Source organism: Burkholderia sp. BDU5 (assembly GCF_001522845.1).
Taxonomy (GTDB): domain Bacteria; phylum Pseudomonadota; class Gammaproteobacteria; order Burkholderiales; family Burkholderiaceae; genus Burkholderia; species Burkholderia mayonis.
The window spans coordinates 98,069-112,875 of record NZ_LOWC01000109.1 but is presented as its reverse complement, the minus strand read 5'-3'; the positions used below and the strand labels follow the sequence as shown (position 1 = coordinate 112,875).

11 protein-coding genes are annotated in these 14,807 nt (G+C 67.4%); 4 read left to right on the top strand and 7 right to left on the bottom strand.

Translation table 11 applies throughout. The features are described from left to right. Window positions 1-23 precede the first annotated feature (23 nt). On the top strand, window positions 24-2,609 hold the full coding sequence (ptsP, locus tag WS69_RS16560; protein ID WP_059471802.1) for a phosphoenolpyruvate--protein phosphotransferase: 2,586 nt from the start codon (window positions 24-26) through the stop codon (window positions 2,607-2,609). Between the two features lie 99 nt (window positions 2,610-2,708). Next, the gene (gene nagE, locus WS69_RS16555; RefSeq protein WP_059471801.1) at window positions 2,709-4,487 is read left to right on the top strand and encodes an N-acetylglucosamine-specific PTS transporter subunit IIBC; all 1,779 of its coding nucleotides are present in this window, start codon (window positions 2,709-2,711) and stop codon (window positions 4,485-4,487) included. A 752-nt stretch (window positions 4,488-5,239) separates the two neighbouring features. Here nagE and WS69_RS16545 read toward each other — a convergent pair. The 7 genes from WS69_RS16545 to rpoH form a co-directional block, all read right to left on the bottom strand. Next, entirely contained in the window at window positions 5,240-7,732 is a 2,493-nt protein-coding gene (locus WS69_RS16545; protein WP_059471799.1) for a family 20 glycosylhydrolase, read from the bottom strand. A gap of 207 nt (window positions 7,733-7,939) precedes the next feature. Then, on the bottom strand, window positions 7,940-8,209 hold the full coding sequence (locus WS69_RS33425) for a hypothetical protein (RefSeq protein WP_156438187.1): 270 nt from the start codon (window positions 8,207-8,209) through the stop codon (window positions 7,940-7,942). Window positions 8,210-8,833: 624 nt separating this feature from the next. After that, entirely contained in the window at window positions 8,834-8,932 is a 99-nt protein-coding gene (gene cydX / locus WS69_RS16535) for a cytochrome bd-I oxidase subunit CydX (protein WP_004550904.1), read from the bottom strand. A 70-nt stretch (window positions 8,933-9,002) separates the two neighbouring features. Beyond that, on the bottom strand, window positions 9,003-10,139 hold the full coding sequence (gene cydB, locus WS69_RS16530; protein ID WP_059471797.1) for a cytochrome d ubiquinol oxidase subunit II: 1,137 nt from the start codon (window positions 10,137-10,139) through the stop codon (window positions 9,003-9,005). A gap of 36 nt (window positions 10,140-10,175) precedes the next feature. Continuing rightward, window positions 10,176-11,771, bottom strand: coding sequence for a cytochrome ubiquinol oxidase subunit I (locus WS69_RS16525; protein WP_059471796.1), 1,596 nt, complete (start codon window positions 11,769-11,771; stop codon window positions 10,176-10,178). Then, window positions 11,761-12,045 carry a cytochrome oxidase putative small subunit CydP gene (gene cydP, locus WS69_RS16520; protein ID WP_059471795.1) on the bottom strand — a complete coding sequence of 95 codons (285 nt, stop codon included), beginning with the start codon at window positions 12,043-12,045 and terminating at the stop codon, window positions 11,761-11,763. The genes WS69_RS16525 and cydP overlap by 11 nt, the downstream gene beginning before the upstream one ends. Window positions 12,046-12,375: 330 nt before the next feature. Further along, the gene (rpoH, locus tag WS69_RS16515) at window positions 12,376-13,311 is read right to left on the bottom strand and encodes an RNA polymerase sigma factor RpoH (protein WP_059471794.1); all 936 of its coding nucleotides are present in this window, start codon (window positions 13,309-13,311) and stop codon (window positions 12,376-12,378) included. Window positions 13,312-13,674: 363 nt separating this feature from the next. Here rpoH and WS69_RS16505 point away from each other — a divergent pair, with 363 nt between their 5' ends. Together WS69_RS16505 and WS69_RS16500 are read left to right on the top strand one after the other, a co-directional pair. Next, window positions 13,675-14,244 carry an acyloxyacyl hydrolase gene (locus WS69_RS16505; protein WP_059471792.1) on the top strand — a complete coding sequence of 190 codons (570 nt, stop codon included), beginning with the start codon at window positions 13,675-13,677 and terminating at the stop codon, window positions 14,242-14,244. 41 nt (window positions 14,245-14,285) lie between these two features. Beyond that, window positions 14,286-14,678: a nuclear transport factor 2 family protein gene (locus tag WS69_RS16500; RefSeq protein WP_059471979.1), complete on the top strand. Its 393-nt coding sequence runs from the start codon at window positions 14,286-14,288 to the stop codon at window positions 14,676-14,678. The last annotated feature ends 129 nt before the right edge of the window (window positions 14,679-14,807 follow it).

The window sequence follows — 14,807 nt, the reverse complement described above, 5'->3', positions numbered from 1 at the left end:
ATCACCGACGAGACGAGACAGCCATGAGACGTGCCGAGGAGTCACAGTTGAAGCAAGCATCCCACGACCAGACCGTGCTGGTCGCTCCGTTGACGGGACCCGTCGTGCCGCTCGCCGACGTGCCCGATCCCGTGTTCTCGGGCGGCATGTTCGGCGACGGCATCGGCATCGACCCGCTCGAAGGCCGGCTTGTCGCGCCGTGCGCGGGCATCGTGTCGCACGTCGCGCGCACCGGCCACGCGGTGACGATCACGGCCGACGGCGGCGCGGAGATCCTGCTGCACATCGGCATCGACACGGTTGAGCTGAACGGCCTCGGCTTCGCGGCGAAGGTCGCGGAAGGCGCGCGCGTCGCGGCGGGCGATCTGCTGATCGAGTTCGATCAGGATTCGATCGCGCGCGCCGCGCACAGCCTCGTGTCGGTGATCGCGATCGCGAATTCGGATGCGTTCGAAGTCGTCGAGCGCGCGGGCGCGGGCGTCGCGAAGGCGGGCGAGACGCCGCTGCTCAAGCTGCGCGCGCGCGGCGCGGCGGCGGGCGCGGGCGCGGCTGGCGACGGCGCGAGCGTCGCCGCCGAGGTGCGCAAGTCGATCACGCTCACGCAGCCGGGCGGCCTGCATGCACGGCCTGCCGCGCGCGCGCGCGAAGCGGCGCGCGGGCTCGACGCGCACGTCGAAGTGCATTTCGAGGGACGTAAGGCGGCGCTGCAGAGCGTCGTCGGCCTGCTCGGCCTGGGCGCGGGCGAGCACGCGGCGATCGAGCTCGTTGCGACGGGCCGCGACGCCGCGCAGGCGATCGAGCTCGTCGCGCACGAGCTGCTGCGCGAAGCGCACGGCGAGGCCGAAGAGAAGCCGGCGCGCATCGTGTCTCCGGCGCCCGTCGTCGCGGCGGCGGGGCTCGCGCCGCTCGATCCGAACACGCTCGCGGGCGTGTGCGCGGCGCCCGGCATCGCGGTCGGCGCGCTCGTGCGCTGGGATGACGCGGACATCGCGCCGCCCGAGCTTGCGAGCGGCACGCCGGCGGCCGAGAGCCGCCTGCTCGACCGCGCGCTCGCCGCCGTCGACGCGGAGCTCGAGGCGACGGTGCGCGAAGCGTCGCAGCGCGGCGCGATCGGCGAAGCCGGCATCTTCGCCGTGCACCGCGTGCTGCTCGAAGACCCGGCGCTCGTCGACGCCGCGCGCGACTTGATCAGCCTCGGCAAGAGCGCGGGCCACGCGTGGCGCGAGACGATTCGCGCGCAGACCGCCGTGCTGTCCGACGTCGACGACGCGCTTCTCGCCGAGCGCGCGGCCGATCTGCGCGACATCGACAAGCGCGTGCTGCGCGCGCTCGGCTACGCGAGCGCGACCGCGCGCGAGCTGCCCGCCGAAGCGGTGCTCGCGGCGGAGGAATTCACGCCGTCCGATCTGTCGTCGCTCGATCGCGAGCGCGTGCAGGCGCTCGTAATGGCGCGCGGCGGCGCGACGTCGCATGCGGCGATCATCGCGCGCCAGCTCGGCATCCCGGCGCTCGTCGCGGTCGGCGATGCGCTGTATGCGATTCCCGAGCGCACGCAAGTCGTCGTCGATGCGAGCGCGGGCCGCCTCGAATACGCGCCGACCGCGCTCGACGTCGAGCGCGCGCGCCTGGAACGGCAGCGTCTCGCGGGCGTGCGCGAAGCGAACCGGCGTGTGTCGGGCGAAGCCGCGGTGACGCGCGACGGCCACAAGATCGAAGTCGCCGCGAACATCGCGACGCTCGACGACGCGCGCGTCGCGGTCGACAACGGCGCCGACGCGATCGGCCTGTTGCGCACCGAGCTGATGTTCATCCACCGGCAGGCCGCGCCCACGACGTCCGAACATCGGCAGAGCTATCAATCGATCGTCGACGCGCTGCAAGGGCGCACGGCGATCATCCGCACGCTCGACGTCGGCGCGGACAAGGAAGTCGACTATCTGACGCTGCCGCCCGAGCCGAACCCGGCGCTCGGCCTGCGCGGCATCCGTCTCGCGCAGGTGCGCCCGGATCTGCTCGACGATCAGTTGCAGGGCCTCCTCGCGGTGCAGCCGTACGGCTCGGTGCGGATCCTGCTGCCGATGGTGACGGACGTCGGCGAGCTCGTGCGCATCCGCAAGCGCATCGACGACTTCGCGCGCGCGATGGGCCGCGCGGAGCCCGTCGAAGTGGGCGTGATGATCGAGGTGCCGTCGGCCGCGCTCCTCGCCGATCAACTTGCGAAGCACGCGGACTTCCTGTCGATCGGCACGAACGATCTCACGCAATACACGCTCGCGATGGATCGCTGCCAAGCGGATCTCGCGGCGCTCGCGGACGGCTTGCATCCTGCCGTGCTGCGGCTCGTCGATGCAACCGTGCGCGGCGCCGAGAAGCACGGCAAGTGGGTCGGCGTGTGCGGCGCGCTGGGCGGCGACCCGGTCGCGGTGCCGGTCTTGGTCGGCCTCGGCGTGACGGAATTGTCGGTGGACCCGGTGTCGGTGCCGGGCATCAAGGCGCGGGTGCGCCGTCTCGATTACCAGTTGTGCCGGCAGCGCGCGCAAGACTTGCTCGCGCTCGAATCGGCGCAGGCGGTGAGGGCAGCAAGCCGCGAGATCTGGCCGGCGGACTGAAGAGCGTCCGGCGTCAGGCGAATCGCGTGCGTTTCGGTTTCAACCCACATGGCTGATCAATTATTCAACGACGAGACACAATAAGGATTGGAGGATCGAATGGACGGGAACCCGTTTCTGAAAATACAAAGCCTCGGTCGGGCGCTGATGCTGCCGATCGCGGTGCTGCCGGTGGCGGGCATCCTGCTGCGCCTCGGGCAGCAGGACGTGCTCAACATCAAGATGATCGCCGACGCCGGCGGCGCGATCTTCGACAACCTGCCGCTGCTGTTCGCGATCGGCGTCGCAGTCGGCTTCGCGAAGGACAACAACGGCGTTGCGGCGCTCGCGGGTGCGATCGGCTATCTGATCGAAGTCGCGATCATGAAGGACATCGATCCGAAGCTCAACATGGGCGTGCTGTCGGGGATCATCGCGGGCGTCGTTGCGGGGCTCCTGTACAACCGCTACAAAGACATCAAGCTGCCCGACTACCTCGCGTTCTTCGGCGGCAAGCGCTTCGTGCCGATCATCACGGGGCTCGCGTGCGTCGTGCTCGGGATCGTGTTCGGCTACGTGTGGCAGCCCGTGCAGCACGCGATCGACGCGATCGGCCAGTGGCTGCTGACGGCGGGAGCGATCGGCACGTTCGTCTACGGGTTCCTGAATCGTCTGCTGCTCGTCACGGGGCTGCACCACATCATCAATTCGCTCGTCTGGTTCGTGTTCGGCACGTTCACGCCGGCGGCGGGCGGCGCGGCGGTGACGGGCGACCTGCACCGCTTCTTCGCGGGCGACCCGACCGCCGGCGGCTTCATGGCGGGCTTCTTCCCGATCATGATGTTCGGCCTGCCGGCCGCGTGCCTCGCGATGTTTCATGAAGCGCCGAAGGAGCGCCGCGCGGTCGTCGGCGGCCTGCTGTTCTCGATGGCGCTCACGTCGTTCCTGACGGGCGTGACCGAGCCGATCGAGTTCAGCTTCATGTTCCTCGCGCCGGTGCTCTACGTGATTCACGCGGTGCTGACGGGGCTTTCGCTCGCGATCTGCCAGATGCTCGGCGTGAAGCTCGGCTTCACGTTCTCGGCGGGCGCGATCGACTACGTGCTGAACTACGGGCTGGCGACGAAGGGCTGGATTGCGATTCCGCTCGGCCTCGCGTACGGCGTCGCGTACTACGGCCTGTTCCGCTTCTTCATCCGCAGGTTCAACATGGCGACGCCGGGCCGCGAGCCGGCCGGCGCCGACGCGCAAGTGCAGTCGTTCGCGTCGGGCGGCTTCGTCGCGCCGGCGGCGGGCGCGTCCGTGCCGCGCGCGCAGCGCTACATCGCGGCGCTCGGCGGCGCGGCGAACCTGTCGGTCGTCGATGCGTGCACGACGCGTCTGCGTCTGTCCGTCGTCGACCCGAACAAGGTGTCCGAAGCGGATCTGCGCACGATCGGCGCGCGCGGCGTGCTGAAGCGCGGCGGAAGCAGCGTGCAGGTGATCATCGGGCCGGAGGCGGACATCATCGCCGACGAGATTCGCGCGACGCTCGGCAGCGGCGCGGGGGCGTCCGCGCCGGCCGGCGCTGCGGCTGCGGCCGCGCCTGCCGCGTCTGTGGCGGCATCGGCCGCGGGCTCGCAGGCCGGGCCGCTCGATCCGGAACCGACGCGCTGGCTCGCGGTGTTCGGCGGCGCGACGAACGTCGCGTCGCTCGACGCGGTTGCGGCGACGCGGCTGCGCATCGTCGTGCGCGATCCGTCGGTGGTCGATCGTCAGCGCCTCGCGACGCTTGACGTCGCGTGGGTGTCGAGCGACACGTTCCACATCGTCTGCGGTCCGGCGGCGCCGCGCTACGCGCAGCAACTCGCAGCGCGTCTGCTGTCGACGGACGGCGGCGCGGCGGCTCAGCCGGCCTGACGCGACATGGGTCGGCCGAATCCGCGCGGCGGGTTCGGCTTCGATCGGCAAACGGGAAACGGCTTGCGATTGCCGCAAGCCGTTTTTCTTTGGCTCGGCGATCGGCGTGGGCGGTCTTCGCGTTGCGGAGGGCGAACGGCAAAGGAAACGGCACGCGGGCGGCGTCGCGGCTTTCTGCCGTCTTGGCCGCGCGACATCATGGATCGCCGGCGTGCCGATGGCGGCTTGCACGATGCGCGAGACATTGCGATTCGATGTGCGATTCGGCGTGGCGACTTGCGAAGCGGCGAGCGAGCGGACAAGCGAGAAGGCGGCCGCGCGCCGGATCGAAGCAGCGAAGCCCGATTCCGGATGCGAGCGCCGCGCCTGTCGCACGACGAAAGCGACGATCGGGAGCGGCCATCGCACTCGGCATGGCGCCGCGACGATCGGCGCCGGGGCACGCCTGCATCGTTTCCGCGGTCGCGTTGGCGATGCAATGAATGGCCCGCAGCACGCGCTTCGGCAAATCAGGCGCGACGACGGTTGGCCGAGCCGATGATTCGCCGCACGGGCGGCGTCCCGATCGAGCGTCGCGGCGCGCCGGGCAGATGGCCCATCGATGAAGCCGCGCCGCAATGGGCCTCGCGAAGCCGCGAGCGACGCATGCGTCCGAACCGGACATCTGCCGCTCGACCGAGTGCCGCTCGACCCGCGCATTGAAATTGAACAAGCCGGGCGACGCGCACGCAACGCGTCGCCCGGCTCGCGGATCACTTGCCCGTCAGCGTGAACGTCGGCTTGCGATACCCGATGCCCGCGCGTTCGAGCTTCGGCAATTCGCGCCGCTTGAGCACGGTCGCGAAGCCCGCCCAGTCGCGTTCGAGCGCCGCCGTGTCGACGTGATGCGTGTCGCCGAGCTTGTAGCGCACGCCGGCCGCATACGGCAGCTCCCAATCGGCCCGGTGCCACGCGCGCTCGGCGAGCGCGAGGAGGCGCGGATACACCATGTATTCGAGCAACTGCCCGTTGCGCATCACTTCGCCCCACGCCTGCCCCTGGATGCCCTCGATGCGCGGCGTCGCACCCGCGCTCGTCACCTCGAACGGATTACCGTCTCGATCGCCGAACACCTCGGCGTTCTGCGGCAGGTTCTCCGGCGCGAGCGAAAACACCTTGTACTCGTCCGTCGCCTGCGATCCCCAGTAGTAGCCGCGCTCGCGCGGATTACGCGTGTACGGGAAGTCGAAGTACAGGTAGTCGGGCAGCGCGAGCACCGTCCGATAGCCCTTCGCGCTCAGGTCGCGCGCGCTGTCGGACGCGCCCCAGAAGATCGTGTCCCACAGCGACACCATCACGCTGCGCGTGCTGAAGTCCTGCGGTCCGTTCGCATGCTTGATGCCGTCCTGCCACGCGGCCATCGCGCCGATCCCGTTCGCGTTCACGACGGCGCTGACCTGCTTCGCGAAGCGCGTCGGCAGCGCGTCGATCGACTTGATTTCTCCGCGCTGCAGCAGCGCGGTGCATGCTGGCGAGCGCGCCCACGGCTTGTCTTGCGCGGCGAGATCGACGCGGCCCTTGCCCGGATCGGTGCCGTCGAGCGGCTGGAAGCCCGCGCCGAGCAGGATGTTCTTGGCCTCGTCGCCGCCGAAGTGCCAGATGCGCAACGGCGCTTGCGCGTCCGCATGCATCGACGCGATCTCGCGGATCACCTTCGACGCGAAGTTGAGCGCGCCCGGCATGCACGGGTTCAGATCGCTGCGCCGGTCGTAGAACTGGACCGTCAGCAGGTTCGACGTGTCCTGCGGATCGAGCAGACGATACGCGCTCGCTTCCTGCTCGCGGCCGGCCGCGTGCAAGCGGCGATAGCGCGCCTCCATCGATACGACGGCCGCGCGCGAGTGCGCGGGCATGTCGATCTCGGGGATCACTTCGACGAAGCGATCGGCCGCGTAGCGCAGCAGCGCGATGTAGTCGTCGCGCGTCAGATAGCCGCCGCCCGAGCGATTGTCCGGCCCGGAGCCGAGCTGCGGCAGCAGGCAGCGCGTTTCGCTCGGATCGTGGCAGCGGCGCGAGCCGATGTCGGTCAGCTCCGGCAGGCCCGGAATCTCGATGCGCCAGCCCTCGTCGTCGGACAGATGCAGATGCAGCCGGTTGAGCTTGTACGCGCTCATCTGGTCGATCAGGCGGCGCAGCGTCGCTGGTTGCTTGAAGTTGCGCGCGAGATCGACGTGCATTCCGCGATGGGCGAAGCGCGGCGCGTCCTCGACGAGCATCGCCGGCACGGTTCCGCCGCCCGCCGGCGCGAGCGAGAAGAGCGTCTGCACGCCGTGGTACAGACCGGCGCGATCGTAGCCTTCGACGAACGCGCCGCGTGGCCCGATCGCGAGCCGGTAGCCGCCCGGCGCCGCGATGTCGGCGGGCAGCCGGCGCGGCGCGACGACGCCCCAGACGGGCACGGCCGCGCCGTCGAGACCGAGCGTGCCCGCGCGATCGCGCAACGCCGCGACCTGCGCGGACGACAGCTCCGGCAGCGTCAGATCGACGCCGCGCAAATCGAGCGCGCCGGGCAGCGCGCGCTCTCGCTTCACGCTCGGCAGCGCGCGGCTCGCGACCGGCTGCGCGGCGACGGGCGGCGCATTGCCGGGCGAGTCGCTCTGCGCGTCGGCGGGCAGCGTTTCGACGTAGCGCAGCTCGTCGTCGGTGTCGTCGTAGCGGAGCACCGCGGGCGGCGCACCGTCGACGACGACGTACGGGCGCGGAATCACGTCGCTGTAGCGGCGCAGCCAGTATTCGGCGACGAACGGCAACTCGATCCGCTCGCCTTGCGCAAGCTTGATCGTGCCGGGCTGCGGCGTCAGCTCGTACAGATCGCCCGTCAGATGGCGCAGCGTGAAGCCCGGGCGATCGATCCGGAGAATCCGTCGAATGCTGTGCAGATACAGCCGCCAGCCGCCGTCGGTGATCTGCGGGTGCCCGCGGTTCTGCAGGATCAGGCGGCCCGTCGCGCAACTCGCCCAATCGGCGCCGAGGCCGGCGCACGGCACGCCTGCCGACGCCGCATGATTGTTGTCGACGGAGACGCGCACCGCGAGGCCGTTCGACAGCAGCGCGGCGAGCTCGGCGGGCGTGGCGGGCGAGGTGGACGGCCGTGCGGCCGCCGCGGCCGCAGTTGCCCGCGCGGGCAACTGCGCGCGCGATGCCGCAGGCACTAGCGCCGCCGCGGCCAGCAAGGCGGTGCACAGGGAATGCGAGATTCGATTCATGGGGATTCCTCGGAAAAAAACGGCGATACGACGCCGTGGGATTACGTCGCTGCGATCGGGTCTTTCAAGGAAGCTGCTGGGGAAGGCTCGGGGGCTGCGCGCGGACGAAAGGAAGGACGAAGCTGCGGTCGCGCGCGTTCGCGTGTCACGGATCGGATTCGGGGCGGTCGTGCCGGTCGGGGCGGCGGCGCGCGGGCGCGGGTGTGTTCATGAGCGGCGCGCGGCCATGCGAGCGAAGGCGAAGCCTGCCGTGATGCCGATGCCGACGCCGACGCCGACGCCGATGCCGAAGCCGACGCCGAAGGCATCGGGCGCGAAACGAGCGGGCCGCGCGGCGCGATTCGTCGACGGCGCGGGATGAGCCGCCAGCGAACGTTCAGGTCGAGTCATCGAGGCACGGCGCGAGCGGAAGCGGTGGGTGCCGGTTGCGTCGAATGCGTTGGAAGCGACGATGCCGGCCAAACGGGGATCCTTCATGCCTCCTCCACCGATGTGGATGCGGCCTGTGAGCGGCCGTGTGAAAGATCTTATGAAACCTTCGATTGGTGTTCAAGTGGTATCAATTTGGAATCTGATTGGAATTGGATTTTGCAAAAAAGGATGGATTGAGCGATGCGGCGGGTGGGCGGCGCGTTCAGCGAAGGCGGGGCGAAGACGCGCGCCGAGAAGTCGCGGCCGCGGCAAGCGAGCGGCGACGAAAGAAGCCGGCGGGGGGAGCGAGGAGCGAAAGCGAAAGACGTAAGCGACATGCATCGGCGGCGCGCCGCGCCGTTCATCTCCCGCGAAACGGGCTGCGAGCGATTCGCCGAAATCAACGGCATCGCATCGACGCGGGCGGCAGGTGCGACGAAAACGAGAGCGTCGCCGTCCCGGGCGCGTCGCTGCTGATCCGCGATGGCTATGCGCGAAACCGCGCCCGCTCACGCGCAAGGCGAAACAAAAAGCCCTCGCGCGCGGCGAGGGCTTTGTCCTGCGGCATTGAATCGAGCGTCTCGAGCCCGGAACAGACAAGCGAACGAGCGAACGAGCGAACAACGACGACCGCTCGCGTCCGCTGCCGATCCGACGCAGCGCTAGGCCGGCCCGACGCGCGCGCCGCCGTTACGCATCGCGCTTTTGCCGCGCTTCGAGCCACATCGCATTGATGATGCCGAACGCGAGCGCGACGCCGATGCCGAGTATCCAACTGAAGTACCACATGATCTGACTCCTTGCGAATCTTGCCAAGAACCGGCCGCGTCGTGCCGAGCACGCGGCGGCCGGCCGAACGTCAATACATCGAGTGCCGGTTTTCCTCGAGCGCGCGCGGCGTGACCTTGCCGCGCAGCACGCGGTACACCCAGCCCGTGTAGAGCAGGACGACCGGCAGGAACACGATCACGGCGGCGAGCATCACCTGGAGCGTCAGCTTGCTCGACGTCGAATCCCAGACCGTGAGGCTGCTCTTCGGATCGAGCGACGACGGCATGATGAACGGGAACATCGAAAAGCCCGCCGTCAGGATCACGCCGGTGATCATGAGGCCCGTGCAGATGAACGCAGTCTTCTCCAGCTTCGAGCCCGCGAGCAGCATCGCGAGCACGCCGCCCGCGATGCCGACGATCGGCGCGGCGATCGTCCATGGATACAGCCCGTAGTTCACGAGCCACAGGCCCGGGGCTGCGGAAACCTGCTTGAGGAGCGGGTTCGCGACGGTGTCGACGGGCGCCGCCTGCGTGATCTGGAAGCCGCCGATGAACGACGCGATCAGCACGCCCGCGAGCACGAACAGCGCGACCGCGACGAGCGAAGATACGCGCAGCGCGATCGACGCGCGCTTCGCGATCACGCCGTCCGTCTTCATCTTGACGAACGCGGCGCCGTGCGCGACGAGCATCGTCAGGCTCACGAGCCCGCAGACCAGCGCGAACGGATTCAGGAGCGCCCAGAAGCTGCCGTGATAGGTGACGCGCAAGTCGTTGTCGAACGCGAACGGCACGCCCTGCAGCAGATTGCCGAACGCGACGCCGAACACGAGCGCGGGCACGAAGCCGCCGACGAAGAGCGCCCAGTCCCAGCTCGTGCGCCAGCGCGGATCGTCGCGCTTGCTGCGGTAGTCGAAGCCGACGGGCCGGAAGAACAGCGCGAACAGCACGAGCAGCATCGCGAAGTAGAAGCCCGAGAACGACGCGGCGTAGACGAGCGGCCAGGCGGCGAACATCGCGCCGCCCGCGGTGATGAGCCAGACCTGGTTGCCCTCCCAGGTCGCGCCGACGGTGTTCACGATGATGCGGCGCTCGTCGTCGGTCTTGCCGAGGAACGGCAGCAGCGCGGCCGCGCCCATGTCGAAGCCGTCCGTCAGCGCGAAGCCGATGAGCAGTACGCCGACGAGCAGCCACCAGATGACTTTGAGAGTTGCGTAGTCCATAGCGATTCCTTGTGCGAATTCGATGTGGCGAGGTCGTCAGGCGGCCGTTCCGGCGACTGCCTTGTCGAGCTGCCGCTCGCCCTGTTCGTGGTGATAGCGGCCGGTGTGCAGCGACGACGGGCCAAGGCGCGCGTACTTGAACATCAGCGTGATCTCGATGATGAAGAGCGCCGTGTAGAACAGGATGAAGCCGGCAAGACTCAGGTACAGATCGGTCGGCGTGAGGCTCGACGCGGACAGATGCGTCGGCAGGATGCCCGCGATCGTCCACGGCTGGCGGCCGACTTCGGCGACGATCCAGCCGAACTCGGCGGCGAGCCAAGGCAGCGGAATCGCCCACACCGCGTAGCGCAGGAACCAGCGGCGGTTGTCCTGCAGCAGTTGGCGGCGCGCGCAGAACCAGAACGCGGCGATGAAGGTCGCGAGGAACAGGAAGCCTAGGAACACCATGATCCGGAACGAGAAGAACACGGGCGCGACGGGCGGGATCGTCTGCTTGGCCGCGGCCTTGATCTGATCCGGCGTCGCGTCGGTCACGTTCTGCGTGAACTGCTTGAGCATCAGGCCGTAGCCGAGATACTGCTTGTGCTGGTCGAAGGTCGCCTTCGTCTCGGCGCTCGTGTCGCCCGCCTTCAGCTTCTGCAGCGCGCCGTATGCGACCATTCCGCTCTGGATGTGCTCCTCGCTGCGCTTCGCGAGCTCGCGCAGGCCGATTACCGGCTCGTCGATCGAGCGCGTCACGATGAGGCCGAGCGCGTACGGGATCTTGATCGCATAGTCGGTGCGCTCCTCGGCCTGGTTCGGCAGGCCGATCAGCGTAAACGATGCGGGTGCCGGCTGCGTCTCCCATTCGGATTCGATCGCGGCGAGCTTCATCTTCTGCACTTCGCCCGTCGTGTAGCCGGATTCGTCGCCGAGCACGATCACGCAGAGCGTCGACGCGAGGCCGAAGCCCGCGGCGACCGCGAACGAGCGCAGCGCGAAATCCGTGTCGCGCTTCTTCAGCAGATACCACGCCGACACGCCGAGCACGAACATCGCGGCCGTCACGTAGCCGGCCGACACCGTATGCACGAACTTCACCTGCGCGACCGGATTGAAGATCACGTCGAAGAGGTTCGACAGCTCCATGCGCATCGTCTGGTAGTTGAACTCGGCGCCGACCGGATTGTTCATCCAGCCGTTCGCGACGAGGATCCACAGCGCGGACAGGTTCGAGCCGAGCGCGACGAGGAACGTGACGATCAGGTGCTGGACCTTCGACAGACGGTTCCAGCCGAAGAAGAACAGGCCGACGAACGTCGATTCGAGGAAGAACGCCATCAGTCCTTCGACGGCGAGCGGCACGCCGAAGATGTCGCCGACGTAGTGCGAGTAGTACGACCAGTTCGTGCCGAACTGGAATTCGAGCGTGATGCCCGTCGTCACGCCCATCGCGAAGTTGATGCCGAAGAGCTTGCCCCAGAACTGGGTCATGTCCTTGTAGACCTGTTTGCCGGTCATCACGTAGACGGATTCCATGATGACGAGCAGCCAGGACATGCCGAGCGTCAATGGAACGAACAGGAAATGGTAGAGCGCTGTGATGCCGAACTGCAGGCGCGACAGATCGACGACTTCGCTACTTATCATGGCGGTCTCCCCGAGTGGGTTCGGATGGCGTCGTCGACAGCAACTGCGCGGCGACGACGGCAGGCGGCAACGACATGTGCTCGGCCTGCGGATGGTTGAAGAATGCGTACTTGAGCGCGACGAGCAGGATCAGCTTGAAGACCAGCACGATCGAGATGTCGCGCGCGAGGGTCGGGCCGCGGGCCCAGGCGGCCGCCCGATCGCGCCAGCCCGCCGGACGAGCGGGCGGCGTATCGCGGGGCGACGCCTTTTTGTTGATGAGAGTCAAAGCCATGAGGTCCGGGATAGCGCGATAGGCATAAAACTAGGCCGGTCTCGTGACGCGCTTGTGCACGCGCAGCATCCGTTGGCCGGTCCTCCCAATTGTAGGAGGTGTCCCGGAAAACCCGGTGTGCCGCGCTGCGGCACACCGTCGCGAAGCAATCGCGAAAGCTTGAGCTGGCTCAAGACTTACGTAAATCGCAATGTACCGGGGGAATTTTTCATAACGTTGATCAAGCATACGCGCAACGCGTGCGATTTCGCAGTGCACAAAAAAACCCGCTGTCACAAGACAGCGGGCTTTTCCGTTTCGACGCGGCCTGGTGGGCCGGGTGATCGAGCGTTACGCGTACGCGGCGAGCGCCGTGCGCATCTTCTTCATCGCGCTTGCCTCGATCTGGCGGATGCGCTCCGCCGACACGCCGAATTCGGCCGCGAGGTCGTGCAGCGTCGAGCCGCCCGAGCCGTCGTCGTCGACGTGCAGCCAGCGCGCCTCGATGATCCGGCGGCTGCGTGCGTCGAGCGACTCGAGCGCTTGCGCGATGCCGTCCGTCTGCAGCATGTCGCGCTGCCGCGCGGCGAGCACGGCGGTCGGCTCGTTGTGCGAATCGGCGAGATACGCGATCGGCGCGTACGACTCCTCGCCGTCGTCGATCTGGCCTTCGAGCGCGACGTCGCCGCCCGACAGGCGGGTTTCCATCTCGGCCACATCCTCGCGCTTGACGTTCAGCTCCTGCGCGAGGCCGTCGATTTCCTCGGGCGTGAACGCCTGTGTGCCCTTCTTGTGGCTGCGCAGGTTGAAGAACAGCTTGCGCTGCGCCTTCGTCGTCGCGACCTTGACCATGCGCCAATTGCGCAGGATGTACTCGTGAATCTCGGCCTTGATCCAGTGGATCGCATACGACACGAGACGTACGTTCTGAGCGGGATCGAAACGCTTGACCGCCTTCATCAGGCCGATGTTGCCTTCCTGGATCAGGTCGCCGTGCGACAGGCCGTAGCCGAGGTAATTGCGCGCGATCGACACGACGAGCCGCAGGTGCGACAGCACGAGCTGGCGCGCGGCGTCGAGGTCGTTGCTGTCGCGGTATTCGGTCGCGTATTGGCGCTCTTCTTCCGGCGTCAGCAACGGAATCCGGTTGACGGCCTGGATATAGGCGTCGATGTTGCCCAACTGGCCGGGCAGCATCGACTGGGATGCGAGCGCCAGCGAGCCTGCCGATGCGGCCTTAGCGGACGCCGGGCGCAGAATGTTCGGAAGGGTCAATGCGTTGCTCACGTAAAAAACTCCTTTGGAATCAGGGACAAGCCCCTTTGCCGGGGCGATTCCTCGATGAATCTTAGCACTCCATCTACCGGAGTGCTAATCCTTAGAAGGAACAGGGTCGCTGGAGTTCCCATTTTGCTATTGATTTTGATGAAGTGATAGCCCATGCCGGAGCCCTTTTTCTGCTCGTCGTCCATAAGTCGTTGTTTTACGGGCGTTTCGGGTAAAGGATCCTGATTCTTGTCAATTCGGCAGAAAACCATTTCGTCAGACGATGCCGATCAGAAAAGTCCTTTACCATAAGATTCTGTTCGCTCGGGCACCGCATGCGGATTGCAGCGAGGCTCTATTCAACCAGAGAAGTTGGAGTAAGAGATGAACGATAAAAACGGCGGTCGGGCGGGGCGGGTCATCGCGCAGGTCGCAGTGGCAGCGGCGCTTGTCGGCGCCTCCGGCGCCGCTTTCGCGGATCGTTGGGGATTGCAGCTCGGCGGCGGCGTCGCCGACCACGACATCAAGAAGGGCGACATCGCTGTCGCTTGGGATCCGAACTGGGCCTGGTGGGAAATCGGCGGCTGGCACTTTGCGTTCGTCGCCGAAGGACACTTGTCGTATTGGCGGTACACGGGCGATCGCGCGATCAACGACAGCGTCTGGGAAGTCGGCGCAACGCCCATCGTGCGCTTCATCAAGAGCGCCGGCTACGTGCGGCCGTTCATCGAGGCGGGCGTCGGCGTGCGTTTCCTGTCGCATCCGACGATCTCGCAGAACTACTCGATGTCGACCGCGTTTCAGTTCGCCGACATGATCGGCGTCGGCGCGCAATTCGGCGATCGTCAGCAGTATCAGGCGGGTTTGCGCTTCCAGCACGTGTCGAACGCGGGTATCAAAGACCCGAATCCTGGTATAAATTTCAGCCAGCTCTACGTGCAATACAACTTCTGATCGGCGCGCCGGAGGCGCGCATGCAGTCGAGGAGTATGGCGATGGTGGCGAAGGTGATCGATGCGATTCGCGCGCTCGAGCGCGACCGGTTTCGTGCGATGGTCGACGGCGACGGCGAGGCGCTCGAAGCGTTGTTGTCCGACAAGGTCTACTACGTGCACACCAATGGCAAGCGCGAGACCAAGCAGCAGTTCATCGACGCGATCGCGGCAGGGCGCCGCCGCTATCGGCAGATCGAAATCCAGTCGCAGGAGGTGCTGCCCGTCGGCGACGGCGACGCCACGTATGTCGTCGCGGGGCGCGCGCTGATCGAGATGGAGACGAACAACGGCGGCCTCGTGTTTCCGGTCGCCTACACCGCGGTGCAGACGCTGGAGAGCGGCCGCTGGCGCCTCCTCGCATGGCAGGCGACGCGCTGCGCGACCGAGAGCTAGGCACGAAGCACGCCTTCGCCCGCCATTCTCGCCCGCAGCTGCCGCCCGCTTTTTCGGTTCTTTTCCGGCCCTTTCCCGGCCGTTTCTTTCGGCCCCTCGTCGGAGCCTTCCGTCGCCGCGCGGCTTCGT

Bases quoted from the DNA above. Each gene is read 5' to 3' on its own strand.
- ptsP (WP_059471802.1), top strand. From the start codon at position 24: ATGAGACGTGCCGAGGAGTCACAGTTGAAGCAAGCATCCCACGACCAG.
- nagE (WP_059471801.1), top strand. From the start codon at position 2,709: ATGGACGGGAACCCGTTTCTGAAAATACAAAGCCTCGGTCGGGCGCTG.
- WS69_RS16545 (WP_059471799.1), bottom strand. From the start codon at position 7,732: ATGAATCGAATCTCGCATTCCCTGTGCACCGCCTTGCTGGCCGCGGCG.
- WS69_RS33425 (WP_156438187.1), bottom strand. From the start codon at position 8,209: ATGAAGGATCCCCGTTTGGCCGGCATCGTCGCTTCCAACGCATTCGAC.
- cydX (WP_004550904.1), bottom strand. From the start codon at position 8,932: ATGTGGTACTTCAGTTGGATACTCGGCATCGGCGTCGCGCTCGCGTTC.
- cydB (WP_059471797.1), bottom strand. From the start codon at position 10,139: ATGGACTACGCAACTCTCAAAGTCATCTGGTGGCTGCTCGTCGGCGTA.
- WS69_RS16525 (WP_059471796.1), bottom strand. From the start codon at position 11,771: ATGATAAGTAGCGAAGTCGTCGATCTGTCGCGCCTGCAGTTCGGCATC.
- cydP (WP_059471795.1), bottom strand. From the start codon at position 12,045: ATGGCTTTGACTCTCATCAACAAAAAGGCGTCGCCCCGCGATACGCCG.
- WS69_RS16505 (WP_059471792.1), top strand. From the start codon at position 13,675: ATGAACGATAAAAACGGCGGTCGGGCGGGGCGGGTCATCGCGCAGGTC.
- WS69_RS16500 (WP_059471979.1), top strand. From the start codon at position 14,286: ATGGTGGCGAAGGTGATCGATGCGATTCGCGCGCTCGAGCGCGACCGG.